This window comes from Streptomyces sp. NPDC085932 (genome assembly GCF_044540525.1).
Classification (GTDB): Bacteria; Actinomycetota; Actinomycetes; order Streptomycetales; family Streptomycetaceae; genus Streptomyces; species Streptomyces levis.
Genome location: NZ_JBITSJ010000002.1, coordinates 938,281 through 955,651, shown reverse-complemented (window position 1 = coordinate 955,651; position 17,371 = coordinate 938,281). Strand labels below are relative to the sequence as shown.

The window sequence follows — 17,371 nt, the reverse complement described above, 5'->3', positions numbered from 1 at the left end:
CGGCGAGTGATCCACTCGCGACGAACCGCACAGGGGGTTCCATGAGATCGAACCGCGCCGCCGTGCGCGCCGGGCTGAGCCGGGCGGCCACACTGTCCCTGCTCGCCGGTGCGCTGGCGCTCGGCACACCCGCGGCGCACGCCGCCGGCCACCCGCTCCGCGACCCGCTCGCCGGGACCAGGCCCGCCTGGGCCACGGCCGGGGCCGACCGGGGCGCCACCTCCGACGGCACCCGGATGTCGGCCCGTGTCTACCTCCGGGGCCGGGACGCCGCCGGTCTCGCCGCGTACGCGAAGGCCGTGTCCGACCCGGGGTCCGCCACGTACGGCAGGTATCTGACGGCCCGGCAGGCCAGGGCCCGCTTCGGCGCGACCACGGCGCAGGTGGCCGCCGTGAGGGCGTGGCTGACGGCCGCGGGGCTGAAGGTCACGGGTGTGACGCAGCACTACGTCTCTGTCACCGGTGACGTGGCCGCCGCCGAGAAGGCCTTCGGCACGCAGCTGCACGACTTCGCCAAGGGCGCCCGCACCTATCGCGCGCCGGCGGGCACCGCCTCCGTGCCGCAGGAACTGGCCGGAGCCGTGCTGACCGTGACCGGCCTGGACGACGCGCCGCACCGGGTCACGCACGACGACCGGCTGCCGCCGCCGGACACCGTGTTCCGCAACGCCGGGCCGTTCTCCTCCCTCTACGGCTCGAACACCGCGAGCACCCTGCCGGACGCGTACGGCACGAAGATCCCGTACGCGGTCAAGGGCTACACGGGCCGGCAGTTGCGCGCCGCCTACGGTGCGGGCACGCGCACCGGCAAGGGGGTGCGGGTGGCCATCACGGACGCCTACGCCTCGCCGACGATCGCCCACGACGCCGCCACCTACGCCGAGCGCCACGGCGACGCCGCGTGGAGGACGGGGCAGCTGCACCAGGTGCTGCCCGCGAAGTACACCGGCACCAAGGACTGTTCGGCGTCCGGCTGGTACGGCGAGGAGACCCTGGACGTCGAGGCCGTGCACGCGGTGGCGCCGGCCGCGGACGTGACGTACGTGGGCGCCGCCTCCTGCGGCGACGAGGACCTGCTCGACGCGCTCGGCAAGGTCGTCGACCACCACCTGGCCGACATCGTCTCCAACTCCTGGGGCGAGGTGGAGGCGGCGCAGACCCCCGACCTCGCGGCCGCCTACGACCAGGTCTTCCAGTTCGGCGCCGTCGAGGGCATCGGCTTCTACTTCTCCTCCGGCGACGACGGAGACGAGGTCGCGAGCTCGGGGACGAAGCAGGTCGACTCCCCGGCGAACTCGGCGTGGGTCACCGCCGTCGGCGGCACCTCGCTGGCCGTCGGCAAGGGCGACACCTACCTCTGGGAGACCGGCTGGGGCACCGAGAAGGCGAACCTGTCGGCCGACGGCACGAGCTGGACGGACTTCCCCGGCGCCTTCACCTCGGGCGCGGGCGGCGGCACCAGCAGGACGGTCCCCGAGCCCTTCTACCAGCAGGGCGTGGTGCCGGACGCGCTGGCGAAGGCGAACAGTGCCGACGGCAACCGGGTCGTGCCGGACATCGCGGCGATCGCCGACCCCAACACCGGCTTCCTGGTCGGCCAGACGCAGACCCTGCCCGACGGGAGGAGGCAGGCGTACGGCGAGTACCGCATCGGCGGCACCTCGCTCGCCGCGCCGACGGTCGCCGCCGTCCAGGCCCTGGCCCAGGAGGCCCGCGGCGGCAAGCCGATCGGCTTCGCCGATCCGGCGATCTACGCGAGGTACGGCTCGAAGGTCTACCACGACGTCACCGACGACCCGACGGGCTCCGGCCTCGCCGTGGCCCGCGTCGACTTCGTGAACGGCTACGACGCCACCGGCGGCCTGGCCACGTCCGTGCGCAGCCTGGGCAGGGACAGTTCCCTGCGGGCGGTGAAGGGTTACGACGACGTCACCGGCGTGGGCACGCCCGCGAACGGCTACGTCGAGTCGTACAGGCGCTGACGGCCGTACGGCCACAGGGGTGGTGTGGGATGGACCACACCACCCCATTGCGTCGCTCTGACGATTACACTGACCTCGTGCCTCAACTACGTCTCGCCCTGAACCAGATCGACTCGAGCGTCGGCGACCTCGCCGGGAACGCCGAGTCGATCGTCCGCTGGACCCGGCACTCCGCCGAGCAGGGAGCGCATCTCGTGGCGTTCCCGGAGATGGCGCTGACCGGGTATCCCGTCGAGGACCTGGCCCTCAGGTCGTCCTTCGTGGAGGCCTCCCGGGCGGCGCTGCGCGCGCTGGCCGCCCGCCTGGCCGACGAGGGCTTCGGCGAGCTGCCGGTCGTCGTCGGCTATCTCGACCGCAGCGAGACCGCCCAGCCGAAGTACGGCCAGCCGGCCGGCGCCCCGCGGAACGCGGGGGCGGTGCTGTACGGCGGCGAGGTGGTCCTGACCTACGCCAAGCACCACCTGCCGAACTACGGCGTCTTCGACGAGTTCCGCTACTTCGTGCCCGGGGACAGCATGCCGGTGCTGCGGGTGCGCGGGGTCGATGTCGCCCTGGCCATCTGCGAGGACCTCTGGCAGGACGGCGGCCGCGTCCCCGCCGCCCGTTCCGCCAGGGCCGGCCTGCTTCTCTCGATCAACGCCTCCCCCTACGAGCGCAACAAGGACGACACGCGCCTGGAGCTGGTGCGCAAGCGGGCCCAGGAGGCCGGCTGCACCACGGCGTACCTGGCCATGATCGGCGGCCAGGACGAGCTGGTCTTCGACGGCGACTCGATCGTCGTCGACAAGGACGGCGAGGTCGTGGCGCGGGCCCCGCAGTTCTCCGAGGGCTGCGTGGTGCTGGACCTGGACCTGCCGGCGGCGGCCGCGGACGCCCCGACGGGTGTGGTCGACGACGGTCTGCGCATCGACCGGGTGGTGCTCTCCGAGGAGCCGCTGCCGGCCTACGAGCCCGAGCTGACGGGCGGCTACGCGGACCGGCTGGACGACGACGAGGAGGTCTACTCGGCGCTGGTCGTGGGCCTGCGGGCGTACGTCGCGAAGAACGGCTTCACGTCGGTGCTGATCGGCCTGTCGGGCGGCATCGACTCGGCCCTGGTCGCGGCGATCGCCTGCGACGCGGTGGGCGCGCAGAACGTGTACGGCGTGTCGATGCCGTCGAAGTACTCCTCGGACCACTCCAAGGACGACGCGGCCGAACTGGCCCGCCGCACGGGCCTCAACTACCGCACGGTCCCCATCGAGCCGATGTTCGACGCCTACATGGGCTCGCTGGGCCTGACGGGCCTGGCGGAGGAGAACCTCCAGTCGCGCCTGCGCGGCACGCTGCTGATGGCCATCTCCAACCAGGAGGGCCACATCGTCCTGGCCCCCGGCAACAAGTCGGAGCTCGCGGTCGGCTACTCCACGCTCTACGGCGACTCCGTCGGCGCGTACGGCCCCATCAAGGACGTGTACAAGACGTCGGTCTTCCGGCTGGCGGAGTGGCGCAACCGCGCGGCACGGGAGCGCGGCCAGACCCCGCCGATCCCGGAGAACTCCCTCACCAAGCCGCCGAGCGCGGAACTGCGCCCCGGCCAGGTGGACACGGACTCGCTGCCCGACTACCCGGTGCTCGACGCGATCCTGGAGCTGTACGTCGACCGGGACCGCGGCGCGGACGAGATCGTCGCGGCCGGCTTCGACCGCGAGCTGGTCGTGAAGACCCTGCGCATGGTCGACACGGCCGAGTACAAGCGGCGGCAGTACCCGCCGGGGACGAAGATCTCGGCGAAGGGCTTCGGCAAGGACCGGCGCCTGCCGATCACGAACGGGTGGCGCGAGTCGGTCTGACGCGCGGGGGCGAGGGGACTTGATAGGCAAGTGGCCACTTGCCTATCCTGGAGCCATGGCCGACGACCTTTTCAAAGCCTTGGCCGACCCCACCCGTCGCACCATCCTCGACGAGCTCGCGGAGAAGTCCGGACAGACCCTGTTCGAGATCTGCTCGCGGCTGAGCATGAAGCACCGGCTCGGCATCTCGCGCCAGGCGGTCTCCCAGCACCTCGCGGTGCTGGAGACCGCCGGGCTCGTCGAGACCCGGCGGGAGGGCCGCTACAAGTTCCACGACCTGAACACGGCCCCGCTCCGGCACATCACCGAGCGATGGCCGGCGCCCGCCACCCGACCGGAGGAGAGCACCCCATGAAGATCCACCTGACCAGCGTCTTCGTCGACGACCAGGCCAAGGCCCTGCGCTTCTACACCGAGATCCTCGGCTTCGAGAAGAAGCACGACGTCCCGGTCGGCGAACAGGACCGGTGGCTGACCGTGGTCTCCCCGGAGGAGCCGGGCGGCACGGAACTCCTGCTGGAGCCCGCCGGCCACCCCGCCGTCAAGCCCTACCGCGACGCCCTGATCGCCGACGGCATCCCGCTGATGCAGTTCGCCGTGGCCGACGTGCACGCCGAGTACGAGCGTCTGCGCGCCCTCGGCGTCCGCTTCACCCAGGAGCCCCTGGAGATGGGCCCCGTCACCACCGCCGTCTTCGACGACACCTGCGGCAACCTGATCCAGATCGCGACCCAGCCGGAGTAGGCCCCGGCCGGCCGGGCGCCGAACGGAACAGCCCCGCCGACGGGGGAAGATCGGCGGGGCTGCGTGGTACCGCAGTGGCTCAGTGGACGGAGTGCTCCTCCTGCGGGAACGTTCCGCCGACCACGTCCTCGGCGAACGCCTTCGCGGCGTTGCCCATGACCTCGCGCAGGTTCGCGTACTGCTTCACGAACTTCGGCACGCGCCCGCCGGTCAGACCCAGCATGTCGGTCCACACCAGCACCTGCGCGTCCGTCTCCGGGCCCGCCCCGATCCCCACGGTCGGAATGTGCAGCACCCGCGTCACCTCGGCCGCGAGCTCCGCGGGCACCAGCTCCAGGACCACGGCGAACGCGCCCGCGTCCTGGACGGCCTTGGCGTCCCGCAGCAGCTGCTGGGCCGCCTCCTCGCCGCGGCCCTGCACGCGGTAGCCCATCGCGTTGACGGACTGCGGGGTCAGCCCGATGTGCGCCATGACCGGGATGCCGGACTCGACGAGCAGCCGGATCTGCTCGTGCGACCGCTCGCCCCCCTCCAGCTTCACGGCCTGCACGCCCGCCTCCTTCACCAGCCGGGTCGCCGAGCGCAGCGCCTGCACCGGACCCTCCTGGTAGGAGCCGAAGGGCAGGTCGCCGACGATCAGGGCACGCGAGGTGCCCCGTACGACCGCCGCCGACAGCATGGTCATCTCGTCGAGGGTCACGGGCACGGTGGTCTCGTACCCCAGGTGGCAGTTGCCCGCCGAGTCGCCGACGAGCATGACCGGGATGCCGGCCTCGTCGAAGACGGACGCGGTCATCGCGTCGTAGGCGGTGAGCATGGGCCACTTCTCGCCGCGCTCCTTGGCGGCGGCGATGTCGCGCACGGTGATGCGACGAGTGCCCTTGCCCCCGTACAGCGTCCTGCCGCCGTCGGAGGGCTTCGTCGCGGTCTGGGCAGCCGAAAGCTGCGTCATGACACGGCTCCTCACACGTCATCTCGAGGCGCCCTGACGGCGTCCCCGGACCACGTCCATGGTGGCACCTCGTGCCATCGAGGGCTAGGGGAGCCCCTGTGAGTTCCGACCCGGGAGCGGCGGGCCGCGGCACGGCGCCGTCTGCGCCCTTGAGAATCCGGTAAGAGAGTTCCAATACGAGACGGTCTCGTATCGGAATGCGCCTAGGCTCGACGGCATGACCACACCTGCCGACGGCGCCGCCCCCACCGGCCGCCGCATACCGGAAGCGGTGCACCGGCGCCGCTGGGCGATCCTCGGCGTGCTGATGCTGAGCCTGCTGATCGTCGTCCTGGACAACTCGATCCTGAACGTCGCCATCAAGACGATCTCCACCCCCGCCCCGACCGGCCTGGGCGCCACGCAGAGCGAGCTGGAGTGGGCGATCAACGCCTACACCCTGGTCTTCGCCGGCCTGCTGTTCACCGCCGGACTCCTCGGTGACCGGCTGGGCCGCAAGAAGGTGCTGCTCGGCGGGCTGGCCGTGTTCGGCGTCGGCTCGGCGTTCGCCGCGTTCTCCGGTTCGCCGGGCGAGCTCGTCACCTTCCGTGCCGTGATGGGCCTGGGCGCCGCGTTCGTCATGCCGGCCACCCTCGCCGTCCTCATGAACGTCTTCGAACGCGAGGAGCAGCCCAAGGCCATCGGCATCTGGGCGGGCGGCGTCGGCCTCGCCATCGCCATCGGCCCGATCACCGGCGGCGTGCTGCTCGACCACTTCTGGTGGGGCTCGGTCTTCCTCATCAACGTGCCGATCGTGCTGCTCGCCCTCGGCCTGATGCTGTGGCTGGTCCCCGACTCCCGCGACCCGAGGCCGGGCCGGCTCGACCCGGTCGGCGTGGTGCTGTCGGTCGTCGGCCTGGTGCTGCTCGTCTACGGCATCATCAAGGGCGGCCAGCTCGCCGACTTCACGGACGCCACCGTGCTGGCGACCATCGGCGCCGGTCTCGCCGTGCTCGTCGCCTTCGTGGTGTTCGAGAAGCGCAGCGCCCATCCGTCCATCGACGTCACGTACTTCAAGAACAAGGTCTTCTCGGCCGCCATCGCCGCCATCGCGCTGGTGTTCTTCGCGCTGATGGGCGTGACGTTCTTCTCGGTCTTCTACACGCAGAGCGTGCGGGGCTACTCGCCGCTGGAGACCGGTCTGCTGATGCTGCCGCTGGCCGCCGCCCAGATGATTTTCGCGCCGCGCGCCCGGCTGCTGGTCGACCGGTTCGGCAACAAGGCCACCACGACCGCGGGTCTGCTGGTCATCGCCGCCATGCTGGCCGCCTTCGCCACCCTGGACGCCGACACCCCCATCTGGGTCCTGGAGGTCGTCTTCTTCCTGATGGGCACCGGCATGGCGCACATCATGACGCCGGTCAGCGTCGTCATCATGCAGGCCCTGCCCCGCGAGAAGGCCGGCTCGGCCTCCGCGCTCAGCAACACCTTCCGGCAGGTCGGCGGCGCCCTCGGCATCGCCGTCCTCGGCTCGGTCCTGTCGACGGCGTACCGCACGGGCATCGAGGACAAGCTGGGTGCCCTGCCGCCCGGCCTGCGGCACACCGCGGGTGAGTCCATCGAGGCGACCCTGGGCGTCGCGGCGAAGCTGGGGCCGCGGGGCGAGGCCCTGGTCGCTCCCGCCCACGACGCGTTCCTGCACGCGATGCACGTCACCGCCCTGTGGGGCGCGGGCGTCGCGCTGGTGGGCGCGGTCGTCGTGGCGCTGTTCCTGCCCGGCAGGCAGCCGGCCGCTCAGCCCGGACGGGAGGAACGCGAGTTGTCGGACGCCCGGTCCTAGACCTGCTGCGAGAATCGGTCCGCCCCGGCTCCCCGGGGCGCGCCCCCGGTCCACTCCGGCCAGAAAGGACGCAGCGCGTGAGCCTCGCCGAACGGCAGCCCCGGCACGACGGCCCCCCGAGGGGTCGCCCGAGAAGCGAGGCCGTGGAGCGCGCCATCATCGAGGGCGTGATGCAGCTCCTGGAGGAGGGCGTGCCGCTGGCGGAGCTGTCGATCGAGCGCGTGGCCCGGACCGCCGGGGTGGGCAAGGCCACCATCTACCGCCGCTGGAGCGGCAAGGAGGAACTCTTCGTCGACGTCGTGCGCGCCGCGGAGCCCTCCGACCCGCCGCTGCCCGGCACGTCGATGCGCGACGACCTCGTGGTGCTGCTGGAGCAGATGCGCCGGCGCGGGCTCGCCAAGCGCTCGTCGGCGATCCTGCACAGCGTGCACGCCCAGATGAAGAGCAGCCCGAAGATCTGGGCGGCGTACCACGCCATCGTCGTCGAACCGCGCCGCCGCCTGGGCCTGGAGGTGCTGCGCCGGGGCCAGGAGAACGGCGAACTGCGCACGGACGTCGACCTGGAGCTGCTCAACGACCTGTTCGTCGGCCCGCTGCTCGTGCGCTCGGTGCTGCATCCGGACGCCGACCTGCGGGAGGGCCTCGCCGAACAGGTGGTCGACACACTGCTGGAAGGCCTGCGGCCGGCCGGCTCACCGCCCGTCGGTTCCGCGTAGGCCCGGCCCCAGTGTGCGCGTTTCGTCACAGACCGCGCTTTCGGGGGCCGCGGTCGGAACTCGCCGGACGGGCTCGAACGTCCTCGCCCCCGTACGGCCGTCGCGGGACGGCGGGAACGGAACGGATCATCCCCTAGGGTCGTAAGGACACGGGGGCGATGGTGTGCACGGCAGGTAGTGAGGCGACGGTATGGCGCAGCAGGCGTACATGACGGAGACGGACAACGGCGGCTCGGGGCCCGAGCACCGCGGAACCCGGCTTCGGCGCCTGTTCGACCGGCTGGTGAGCGGCTGGCGGGGCGATCCGAGAATCTGGCGGCGCGGTCTGGTGGTGGCCGGGTGCGCGGTGCTGCTGGCCGTGATCATGCTGCTGCACGCGCAGATCCCCAACGCCGTCGGGAACCTGGGCAGCCTCATCGAGACGTTCCTGCCCTGGCTCGGGCTGTTCGTGCCGGTGCTGCTCGTGCTGGCGCTGGTGCGCAGGTCGGCGACGGCGCTGATCGCGGTGCTCGCGCCGACCGTGGTCTGGTTCAACCTCTTCGGCGGGCAGTTGAGCGACAAGACCGTCACCGGCGGCGACCTCACCGTGGTCACGCACAACGTCAACGCCGAGAACCCGGACCCGGCCGGCACCGCCCGTGACGTGGCCGCCTCGGGGGCGGACGTGCTGGCCCTGGAGGAGCTGTCCCCGGCGGCGGTGCCGACGTACGAGAAGGCGCTCGCGTCGACCTACCGCTACCACGCGGTGGAGGGCACGGTCGGGGTGTGGAGCAAGTACCCGCTGAGCGGTGTCCGGGCCGTCGACCTCGACATGGGCTGGACGCGGGCGATGCGCGCCACCGTGACCGCGCCGGCCGGGCAGGTCGCGGTCTACGTCGCCCATCTGCCGTCGGTGCGCGTGAAGATGGAGGCCGGGTTCACGGCACGGCAGCGCGACCGCAGCGCCGACTACCTGGGCGAGGCCATCGCGCACGAACCGCTGAGGAACGTCGTGCTGCTGGGCGACCTGAACGGCACGATGAACGATCGCGCGCTCAACGCCGTCACCTCCCAGATGCGTTCCACGCAGGGCGCGGTGGGCAGCGGCTTCGGGTTCAGCTGGCCGGCCTCGTTCCCGATGGCCCGCATCGACCAGATCATGGTCCGGGGCCTGGAGCCGCAGAGCTCGTGGACCCTGCCGGAGACCGGCAGCGACCATCTGCCGGTCGCCGCCCGTGTGAGGGTCGCCACAAGCGGTTCGTGAAAACCGCAGGTCAGCGACGTATCGGCGTGATTCGGCAACCTCGGCTTCACCGCGTGGAATAGTGCGCCTGCGAGACTTTGTTCCGTACTTGAACATACGACGTACGGATCTTCACGCAAGTCTCGAAAGGTTCTTCATGCCCCTGGCCCTGCTCGCCCTCGCCGTGGGTGCCTTCGGCATCGGCACCACCGAGTTCGTGATGATGGGGCTGCTGCCCGATGTCGCGGACGACCTGAACATCTCGATACCCGGCGCCGGCCACCTGGTGTCGGCGTACGCGCTCGGCGTCGTCATCGGCGCCCCGTTGCTGGCCGCGGTCACCGCCCGGATGTCCCGCCGCACGGTCCTGATCGGACTGATGGTGCTGTTCGTCGCGGGCAACGCCCTGTCGGCCCTCGCCCCCGGCAACGGCTGGCTGCTGGCCGCCCGTTTCCTGAGCGGACTGCCGCACGGCGCCTTCTTCGGCGTGGGCGCCGTCGTCGCCACCAACCTGGTCGCCCCGGAGCGCAAGGCGCGCTCGGTCTCCCTGATGTTCCTCGGCCTGACGGTCGCGAACGTCGTGGGCGTGCCGGTGGCGACCCTCATGGGCCAGCAGCTCGGCTGGCGGGCGACCTTCCTCGGCGTCAGCGGCATCGGCCTGGCGGCCATCGCCGCGCTCGCGTTCCTCATCCCGCACGACCACGAGCACGCCACCGCCCAGGGCCTGCGCGGTGAACTCGCCGCGCTGCGCTCCGTCCCGGTCTGGCTGTCGCTCGGCACGACCGTCGCGGGCTTCGGCGCCCTGTTCGCCGCCTACAGCTACATCACCCCGATGCTCACGGACGCCGCCGGTTACGCGGGCGCCAGCGTGACCGTGCTGCTGGCGCTGTTCGGCGTCGGCGCGACCGCGGGCAATCTGCTCGGCGGCCGCCTGGCCGACCACTCCCTGCGGGGCACGCTCTTCGGCGGCCTGGTCTCGCTGGTGGCGGTCCTGGCGCTGTTCCCGCTGCTGATGCGCACGGAGCTCACCGCCGCCGTCGCGGTGACGCTGCTCGGCATGGCGGCCTTCGCCACCGGCTCCCCGCTGCAGCTGATGGTCATGGAGAAGGCCGCCTCGGCCCCCTCGCTGGCCTCCTCGGCGAACCAGGCCGCCTTCAACCTGGCCAACGCCGGCGGCGCCTGGATCGGCGGCCTCGCCCTGGCCGCCGGCTTCGGAGTCACCTCCCCGGCCCTGGCCGGCGCGGCCCTGGCCGTCCTCGGCCTGGGCGTCGCCGCGCTGGCCGCGGTCGTGGACCGGCGCCGGACCCCGGCCACCGGCCGCGAGCGGGTCGTGGCGAGCCACGTCCCGCGGGAGGCGGAGGCGGTACGCCACTGACGGTTCCCTGCGCACGGCAGCCCGCGGACCCCGCTCCACGGGCTGCCGTTCGCGTCTGCCGGGGGCGGTCCCCCGCACGCGTGTCCCCAGGGGCCCGGCGCCCGGCCGCCCAAGCCGGTGCGCAGGGCCGGCACCGGCTGTCGCGGGAGGCCTGCACCGGCTGTAGCGGAAGGCCGGCACGGGCTGTCGGTGGTCTGTCGGTGATTTGTCGGTGGGGGGTGGCACCGTCGGGGGCATGACGCGAATCGACGACAACGCCAGCGGTGCCGCTGTGACCGTGCGGGGGCTGGTGAAGCACTACGGCGAGACCAAGGCACTGGACGGGGTCGACCTGGATGTGCGGGAGGGCACCGTCATGGGCGTCCTCGGGCCGAACGGAGCCGGGAAGACCACCCTGGTCCGGATCCTGTCCACCCTGCTCGCTCCCGACGCGGGCCGGGCCACCGTGGCCGGCTACGACGCCGTACGGCAGCCCCGGCAGCTGCGGCGGGTGATCGGGCTCACGGGGCAGTACGCCTCCGTGGACGAGAAGCTCTCCGGCTGGGAGAACCTCTACATGATCGGGCGCCTGCTCGACCTGCCCCGCAGGGACGCCCGCAACCGGGCCGACGAGCTGCTGGAGCGCTTCTCGCTGACCGATGCGGCCAAGCGCCCGGCGGCGACGTACTCGGGAGGCATGCGGCGCCGGCTGGACCTGGCCGCGTCCATGATCGGCCGGCCCGCCGTGCTCTTCCTCGACGAGCCGACCACCGGCCTCGACCCGCGCACCCGCAACGAGGTGTGGGACGAGGTGAAGCGCATGGTCGGCGACGGCGTGACCGTGCTGCTCACTACCCAGTACATGGAGGAGGCCGAACAGCTCGCCACCGAGCTGACGGTCGTCGACCGCGGCCAGGTCATCGCCGGCGGCGCCATCGAGGAACTGAAGGCGAAGGTCGGCGGCCGGGCGCTGCGGATCCGCCCCGCCGACCCCACCCACCTGCGACCCCTCGCCGGCGCGCTGGACGAGCTGGGGATCACCGGACTGGCCACCACGACCGTGGACACCGACCGGGGTGACGTCCTGGTGCCGATCCTCAGCGACGAGCAGCTGACCGCCGTGGTCGGCGCGGTCACCGCGCGTGGCATCACGCTGTCCTCCATCACCACCGAACTGCCCAGTCTGGACGAGGTGTTCCTGTCCCTCACCGGCCACCGCGCCAGTGCCCCGCAGGACGCCGTGCCCGCCGAAGACCTTCAGGAGGCCGCCGTATGAGCGCCGTCACCGTCCACGACGCCGAGGCGGACGCCCGGATCCCGCTCCGTGGCCACCTGCGGCACACCGGGGCCCTGATCCGCCGCAACCTGCTGTGGATCCGCAAGGACCCGGAGTCGATGGCCGACGCGCTGCTGATGCCGGTCATCTTCACGCTGCTGTTCGTGTTCGTCTTCGGCGGCTCCATCGGGCAGGCCCTGGGCGGCGGGCAGGACCGGTACGTGCAGTACGTGATCCCCGGCATGATCGCGATGATGAGCATGACGCTGTCCCAGGGCGTCGGCACCGGCTTCAGCCAGGACTTCAACTCCGGTGTCATGGACCGCTTCCGGTCCCTGCCGATCGGGCGCGGCTCGGTGCTGTTCGCGAAGATCTCGGTGGAGCTGCTGCGGATGCTGTTCGCGACGGCCGTGCTGATGATCGTCGCCGTCGCGGTCGGTTTCGAGATCACGAACTGGCCGGGGCTGTTCGCGACGGTGGCCCTGTCGACCGCGTTCGCCTCGTCCATCATGTGGGTGTTCCTCACCCTGGGCGTGATCCTGAAGAACGCGCAGTCCGTGCAGGCGATGGGCTTCCTGGTGCTGTTCCCGCTCCAGTTCGGCTCGTCGATCTTCGCGCCGACGACGTCGATGCCGGGCTGGCTCCAGGCCTTCACCGACTACAACCCGCTGTCCACGCTCGCGGACGCCGCGCGCGGGCTGATGATCGGCGGGCCGGTCGCGCACGACCTGTGGGTCACGCTCGGCTGGTCGGTGGCGATCACGGCCGTGATGGCGCCGTACGCGATCCACAAGTTCCGCACGAAGAACTGAGCGGGCGCGGGTCGTTCAACGTCAGAGCAGGGCGGCGGCCTCCTCGACCGAGAGGCCGCCGCCCCGCGCGTACGCGCTCTCGTACGCCGCGTCGCCGAGCACCCTCCGGGCCTGCCGCTCCGCCTCCTCGCGGGTACGGCGCTCCTGGCGCTGGGCGACGTGGCCGGGCGGCAGCAGGGCGTCGGCGGCGCCGAGGCAGCGGGCCGCGTCGGCGGCGCGCCGCCCGGCTTCGTGGACGGACAGGGCTCGGGCCCCGAGGGTCAGGAACACCGCCCGCATGTGGGGCGCGATGGCCGCGGACACCGGGTCCCCCGCCCGCTCCAGCGCCTTGCGGGTGCGGTCCAGACAGTCCTCGTACCGGCCGTCCTCCGCGTCCAGCCAGGCCTCGGCGCCGAGGATGAACGCGTCGAAGACGATGAAGTGGGAGATCGAGAAGTCCTCGCGCAGCCGCCGCAGCTGGTCACGGGCCTCGGGCGTGCGGCCGGTCATGCCGAGCCGGGCCGCCAGGAAGAGCCGGGCGGCGGGCATGGCCTCGCTGTGCGAGTTCTCGTGCTGGGCGATCACCTCGCGCAGCAGCCGCTCGCCGCGTTCGGTCTCCCCCGCCTCCAGCAGGGCCCCGCCGAGCCGGGCCGTCAGGACGGCCGCCTGGGCGCGGGCGCCGAGCTGCTCGGCGTGGGCGATGGCCGCCTCGTAGTCGGCGGCGGCCAGGGCGTGGTGGCCCCGGCGCTCATGGGCCTCGGCGCGGGCCGAGAAGGCCTCGGCGGTGCCCCAGGCGTCGCCGAGCCGGCGGTAGATCTCCAGCGACTCGTCGGCGTCGCGTCCGGCGTCGCCGGCCCAGTCGGTGCGGTTGGCGAGGAAGTTGGCACGCATCTGCAGGCCGGAGGCGAGCTCCCAGTCGAAGCCGGGGGTGGTGCGGCAGGTGCGGATGGAGGCGTCCATGATGACGCGCAGCCGTTCCATGTCGCCGGTCAGCATCACGGCGAAGAACCACAGCAGGCCCGGCAGCCGGCAGGTCTGCGGCAGGCCGGGCTCGTAGGTCTGGGAGATGGTCCGCAGCTTCTGCCGGGAGCGCGGGTTCTGCCAGGCGTCCAGCTCGGTGTCCATGCAGGCGAGATGGGCCAGATGCACGCCCCGCCGGGCCTCCCACAGGACCTCCCCGGTCATCGGGGGCGGGGCGTCGGTGCAGCGCTGCCAGACGGGGGCGGCACGGCGGACGGGCTCGGTGAAGGGGTCGGGGCCGAGGGCCATCACCTCGCGGCACCAGTTGCGGGCCTCGATGCGCAGGTCGCGCATCTGCCAGTACCAGACCAGGGACAGGGCCAGGCACAGCGCCTCCTGCTCGTCGCGCAGGGCGACGGCGTGGCGCAGGGCGGTGCGCAGGTTCTCGTACTCCCGCTCCAGCCGGCGGATGGCGGCGAGCTGGTCCGGGCCGCGCAGCAACGGGTCGGTGGTGCGGGCGAATTCGCGGAAGTACGTCAGGTGGGCCCGTTCGGCCTCGGCGCGCCGGCCGGACTCGTCCAGGCGCTCGGCGGCGTACTCGGCGACGGTCTCCAGCAGCCGGTAGCGCATCTCGCCCTCGGCCGTGTCGCCGGGCGGGGCGGCGACGACCAGGGAGCGGTCCACGAGCGACCCGAGGGCCTCCAGGGCGACCGGTCCGCACACGGCCTCGGCGGCGGACAGGTCGCAGCCGCCGGCGAACACCGAAAGGCGCCGCAGGACGTCCCGTTCGTCCTCGTCGAGCAGGTCCCAGGACCAGTCGACGACGGCTCTGAGGGTCTGCTGGCGGGGCAGCAGCGTGCGGCTGCCGGAGGTGAGGAGGCGGAAGCGGTCGTCCAGCCGGTCGGCGATCTGACGGGGGGTGAGCATCCGCAGCCGGGCGGCGGCGAGTTCGATGGCGAGGGGCAGGCCGTCCAGGCGCCGGCAGATCTCCGCGCAGGCCTCGGGGTCGTCCTCGACGCGGAAGCCGGGCCGGGCCGCCGCGCCCCGGTCGGCGAACAGCCGCAGCGCGACCGGCTCGGGCAGCGGCTCCACCGGGCGCAGCAACTCCCCCGGCACACCCAGGGGTTCACGGCTGGTGGCGAGGACGGTCAGACCGGGGCAGCGCTCCAGCAGGTCCTCGGTGAGGCGGGCCGCGGCGTCGGCGACGTGCTCGCAGTTGTCCAGGATGAGCAGCATGCCGGGGCGGGAGCAGTGCTCGGCGAGGCGTTCGACGGGGTCGTCGAGCCGGTCGGTGACGGCGGCCCGGATGCCCTCGGCGCCCGCGCCGTACAGGACGGTCTCGCGGGCGCCGACGGCCGTGAGCACGGCTTCCGGGACGGCGGCGGGGTCGTCGACCGGGGCGAGTTCGGCCAGCCACACCCCGCCGGGCATGGTGTGCCGCACGGTCTCGGCGGCCTCCTGCGACAGGCGGGTCTTCCCGGCGCCGCCGGGACCGAGCAGGGTGACCAGGCGGGCCGCGGCGAGGTCCCCGCGGATGGACTCGATGTCGCTCTCCCGGCCGATGAAGGAGGTGAGGCGGGCGCGCAGGTTGCCGGGGGCGGGGCTGGCCGGGACCGGCGGGGGCGTCACCGGCGTCGCCGCTCGGGCGGCCGGGGCCGCGGCGGACCGGCGCGGGCCGCCGCCGTCGTCCGGGGCGGTCAGCAACTCCGTGTGCAGCGCGCGCAGCTCCGGGCCCGGGTCGGTGCCCAGCCGGTCGGCGAGGAGCCGGCGTACGTCGTCGTAGGCGGCGAGGGCCTCGGCGGTGCGGCCGGCGTCGCGCAGGGCCCGCAGGCGCAGCGCCTGCAGGGGTTCGTCCAGGGGGCGGCTGTCGCACAGGGCCGTCAGTTCCGGCAGCGCCTGCTCGGCCTGGCCGAGGGCGAGGGCGGCTCCGTGGCGGGCGCGCAGCACGTCCAGGCGCCGGGCCTCGCGGCGGGCCGCCTCGGCAGTGCGGTCGGGGAGGTCGGCGAGGGCGGGGTCGCGCCACAGGGCAAGGGCGTCGTCGAGCAGCACGGCGGCTTTGGCGGGGTCGTCGTCGGCCAGGGCGCGCAGCCCGTCACCGGCCAGCCGCTCGAACCGGTGGAGGTCGATGTCGTCGGGCGCGGCGGTGAGCCGGTAGCCGCCCTCGGCGGAGGCGACCGCGTCCGCCCCGAGCGCCCGCCGCAACCGTCCGATCAGCGCCTGCAGCGCGCCGGCCGCGTCGGCGGGCGGGTCCCCGCCCCACACCTCGTCGACGAGCATCCCGGCGGGGACCGTACGCCCCGCCCGCAGGGCGAGGACGGTCAGCAGCGCACGCAACCGCGCCCCGCCGACCGGGACGACCGTGCCGTCGGTGCGGATCGCCTGCGTGGTGCCGAGGATGCGGTAGCGCACGGAACCCATTCTCTCCGGAGGCAGCAGGCCGGTCACGACGGCCCGACGGCGCGGCGGGGGTGGGCCGACGGCGCCCCGTCCGGGGCGTCCAGGGTCGCCAGGGCCCCGGTCTCTCTCCACTGCCGTCCTCGCTCCGTCTCTTCCTCCGCGAACCACTCCGGGCTTCGCCTGACCGTCCGCGGCCGCCGCTCCCCCGCCACCGGCTCCCACGTGCGCGAGCCGGGCGGGGTCCGGGTGCAGGCCTGGGACAGGGCCTGTGCCTCGGTGAGCCGGTCGGGCCGGTCGCCGCCGAACACGGTGTCCGGGTCCGCGAAGAGCAGGGGCCGGCTCCCCTCGTCCCCCACCGCGAACGGCGTGCCGCAGCACTCCGTCCGCCGGTCCTCGTGGATCACGTGCCGAAGCCCCATGGACCCACCCTCCCCGGAACCGGCCGCCCCGCGCGAGACGTTTTCCTCCCGCGCCCGGTACCGTCGGGCCGTCCCATCGCGTGTTCGAGAGTGCAGGGAGTCCCATGACCACCGCCACCAGCCGCCACAGTGAGCGGCGGATCAGTCCCGTCTTCGTCGGGATCCTGGCCGTGACGGCGGTCACGGGGTGGGCGACCTGGACCGGGTTCGCCGAGCAGCCCGGGGTCGCCGTGTTCCTGTTCGTGACGGCGGCGTGGATCGTCTCGCTGTGCCTGCACGAGTACGCGCACGCCCGCACGGCCCTGCACAGCGGCGACATCTCGGTCGGCGCGAAGGGCTATCTGACCCTGAACCCGCTGAAGTACACGCACGCGCTGCTCAGCATCGTGCTGCCGGTGATCTTCGTGATCATGGGCGGGATCGGCCTGCCCGGCGGAGCCGTGTTCATCGAGCGCGGCCGGATCCGCGGGCGCTGGAAGCACAGTCTGATCTCGGCGGCGGGCCCGCTGACCAACGTGCTGTTCGCCGTCGTGTGCACCGCCCCGTTCTGGCTGGACGCGCTGGACGGTGTGCCGAGCGACTTCCGCTTCGCGCTGGCGTTCCTGGCTCTGCTGCAGGTGACGGCCGCGCTGCTGAACTTCCTGCCGGTGCCGGGTCTGGACGGCTACGGCGTGATCGAGCCGTGGCTGTCGTACAACGTCCGGCGTCAGGTGGAGCCGTTCGCGCCGTTCGGCCTGCTGTTCGTGTTCGCGCTGCTGTGGCTGCCGGCGGTGAACGGCGTGTTCTTCGACGTGATCGACGCGATCCTGAAGTCGCTCGGGATCAGTGACGTGGAGACGTACTGCGGTCAGGAGCTGTACCGCTTCTGGCAGGGCTCGAACGAGTTCTGCTCGGCCGCGCCCTGACG

General features: G+C 72.8%; 14 protein-coding genes. 11 read left to right on the top strand and 3 right to left on the bottom strand.

Translation table 11 applies throughout. From position 1 onward, the window contains the following. Positions 1–41: 41 nt before the first annotated feature. From ACIGAQ_RS13480 to ACIGAQ_RS13465, 4 genes are all read left to right on the top strand, one after another. Positions 42–1,982, top strand: a complete 1,941-nt coding sequence (locus ACIGAQ_RS13480; protein WP_399782251.1) for a protease pro-enzyme activation domain-containing protein — start codon at positions 42–44, stop codon at positions 1,980–1,982. A 77-nt stretch (positions 1,983–2,059) separates the two neighbouring features. Continuing rightward, positions 2,060–3,814, top strand: coding sequence for an NAD+ synthase (locus ACIGAQ_RS13475; RefSeq protein WP_399782248.1), 1,755 nt, complete (start codon positions 2,060–2,062; stop codon positions 3,812–3,814). Positions 3,815–3,869: 55 nt separating this feature from the next. Beyond that, positions 3,870–4,169, top strand: coding sequence for an ArsR/SmtB family transcription factor (locus tag ACIGAQ_RS13470; RefSeq protein ID WP_399782245.1), 300 nt, complete (start codon positions 3,870–3,872; stop codon positions 4,167–4,169). Further along, complete coding sequence (locus ACIGAQ_RS13465; RefSeq protein ID WP_362274004.1) at positions 4,166–4,558, top strand: VOC family protein; 393 nt, start codon at positions 4,166–4,168, stop codon at positions 4,556–4,558. The genes ACIGAQ_RS13470 and ACIGAQ_RS13465 overlap by 4 nt, the downstream gene beginning before the upstream one ends. A gap of 79 nt (positions 4,559–4,637) precedes the next feature. Here the strand turns inward: ACIGAQ_RS13465 and panB are convergent, their stop codons facing one another. After that, positions 4,638–5,510 carry a 3-methyl-2-oxobutanoate hydroxymethyltransferase gene (gene panB, locus ACIGAQ_RS13460; RefSeq protein ID WP_399782242.1) on the bottom strand — a complete coding sequence of 291 codons (873 nt, stop codon included), beginning with the start codon at positions 5,508–5,510 and terminating at the stop codon, positions 4,638–4,640. Positions 5,511–5,727: 217 nt separating this feature from the next. On the opposite strand from panB, the gene ACIGAQ_RS13455 reads away from it, so the two are divergent. The 6 genes from ACIGAQ_RS13455 (at position 5,728) to ACIGAQ_RS13430 (ending at position 12,709) form a co-directional block, all read left to right on the top strand. After that, positions 5,728–7,329, top strand: a complete 1,602-nt coding sequence (locus tag ACIGAQ_RS13455; RefSeq protein ID WP_311687367.1) for an MFS transporter — start codon at positions 5,728–5,730, stop codon at positions 7,327–7,329. Positions 7,330–7,406: 77 nt separating this feature from the next. Further along, a complete protein-coding gene (locus ACIGAQ_RS13450) occupies positions 7,407–8,045 on the top strand; it encodes a TetR/AcrR family transcriptional regulator (RefSeq protein ID WP_399782239.1) in 639 nt (212 codons plus the stop codon). 280 nt (positions 8,046–8,325) lie between these two features. Continuing rightward, positions 8,326–9,288: an endonuclease/exonuclease/phosphatase family protein gene (locus ACIGAQ_RS13445; RefSeq protein ID WP_399783169.1), complete on the top strand. Its 963-nt coding sequence runs from the start codon at positions 8,326–8,328 to the stop codon at positions 9,286–9,288. A gap of 136 nt (positions 9,289–9,424) precedes the next feature. Continuing rightward, on the top strand, positions 9,425–10,642 hold the full coding sequence (locus ACIGAQ_RS13440) for an MFS transporter (protein WP_399782236.1): 1,218 nt from the start codon (positions 9,425–9,427) through the stop codon (positions 10,640–10,642). Positions 10,643–10,877: 235 nt separating this feature from the next. Then, the gene (locus ACIGAQ_RS13435) at positions 10,878–11,897 is read left to right on the top strand and encodes an ATP-binding cassette domain-containing protein (protein ID WP_362274018.1); all 1,020 of its coding nucleotides are present in this window, start codon (positions 10,878–10,880) and stop codon (positions 11,895–11,897) included. Next, positions 11,894–12,709 (top strand): ABC transporter permease, encoded by an 816-nt coding sequence (locus ACIGAQ_RS13430; RefSeq protein WP_311687375.1) that lies wholly within the window; start codon positions 11,894–11,896, stop codon positions 12,707–12,709. Before ACIGAQ_RS13435 ends, ACIGAQ_RS13430 begins: the two co-directional genes overlap by 4 nt. Before the next feature lie 21 nt (positions 12,710–12,730). Here ACIGAQ_RS13430 and ACIGAQ_RS13425 read toward each other — a convergent pair whose 3' ends face one another. Continuing rightward, complete coding sequence (locus tag ACIGAQ_RS13425; protein WP_399782232.1) at positions 12,731–16,066, bottom strand: AfsR/SARP family transcriptional regulator; 3,336 nt, start codon at positions 16,064–16,066, stop codon at positions 12,731–12,733. A gap of 23 nt (positions 16,067–16,089) precedes the next feature. Further along, complete coding sequence (locus tag ACIGAQ_RS13420) at positions 16,090–16,464, bottom strand: DUF6578 domain-containing protein (RefSeq protein WP_399782229.1); 375 nt, start codon at positions 16,462–16,464, stop codon at positions 16,090–16,092. Positions 16,465–16,568: 104 nt separating this feature from the next. Here ACIGAQ_RS13420 and ACIGAQ_RS13415 point away from each other — a divergent pair, with 104 nt between their 5' ends. Further along, on the top strand, positions 16,569–17,369 hold the full coding sequence (locus tag ACIGAQ_RS13415; protein WP_311687380.1) for a site-2 protease family protein: 801 nt from the start codon (positions 16,569–16,571) through the stop codon (positions 17,367–17,369). Positions 17,370–17,371 lie beyond the last annotated feature (2 nt).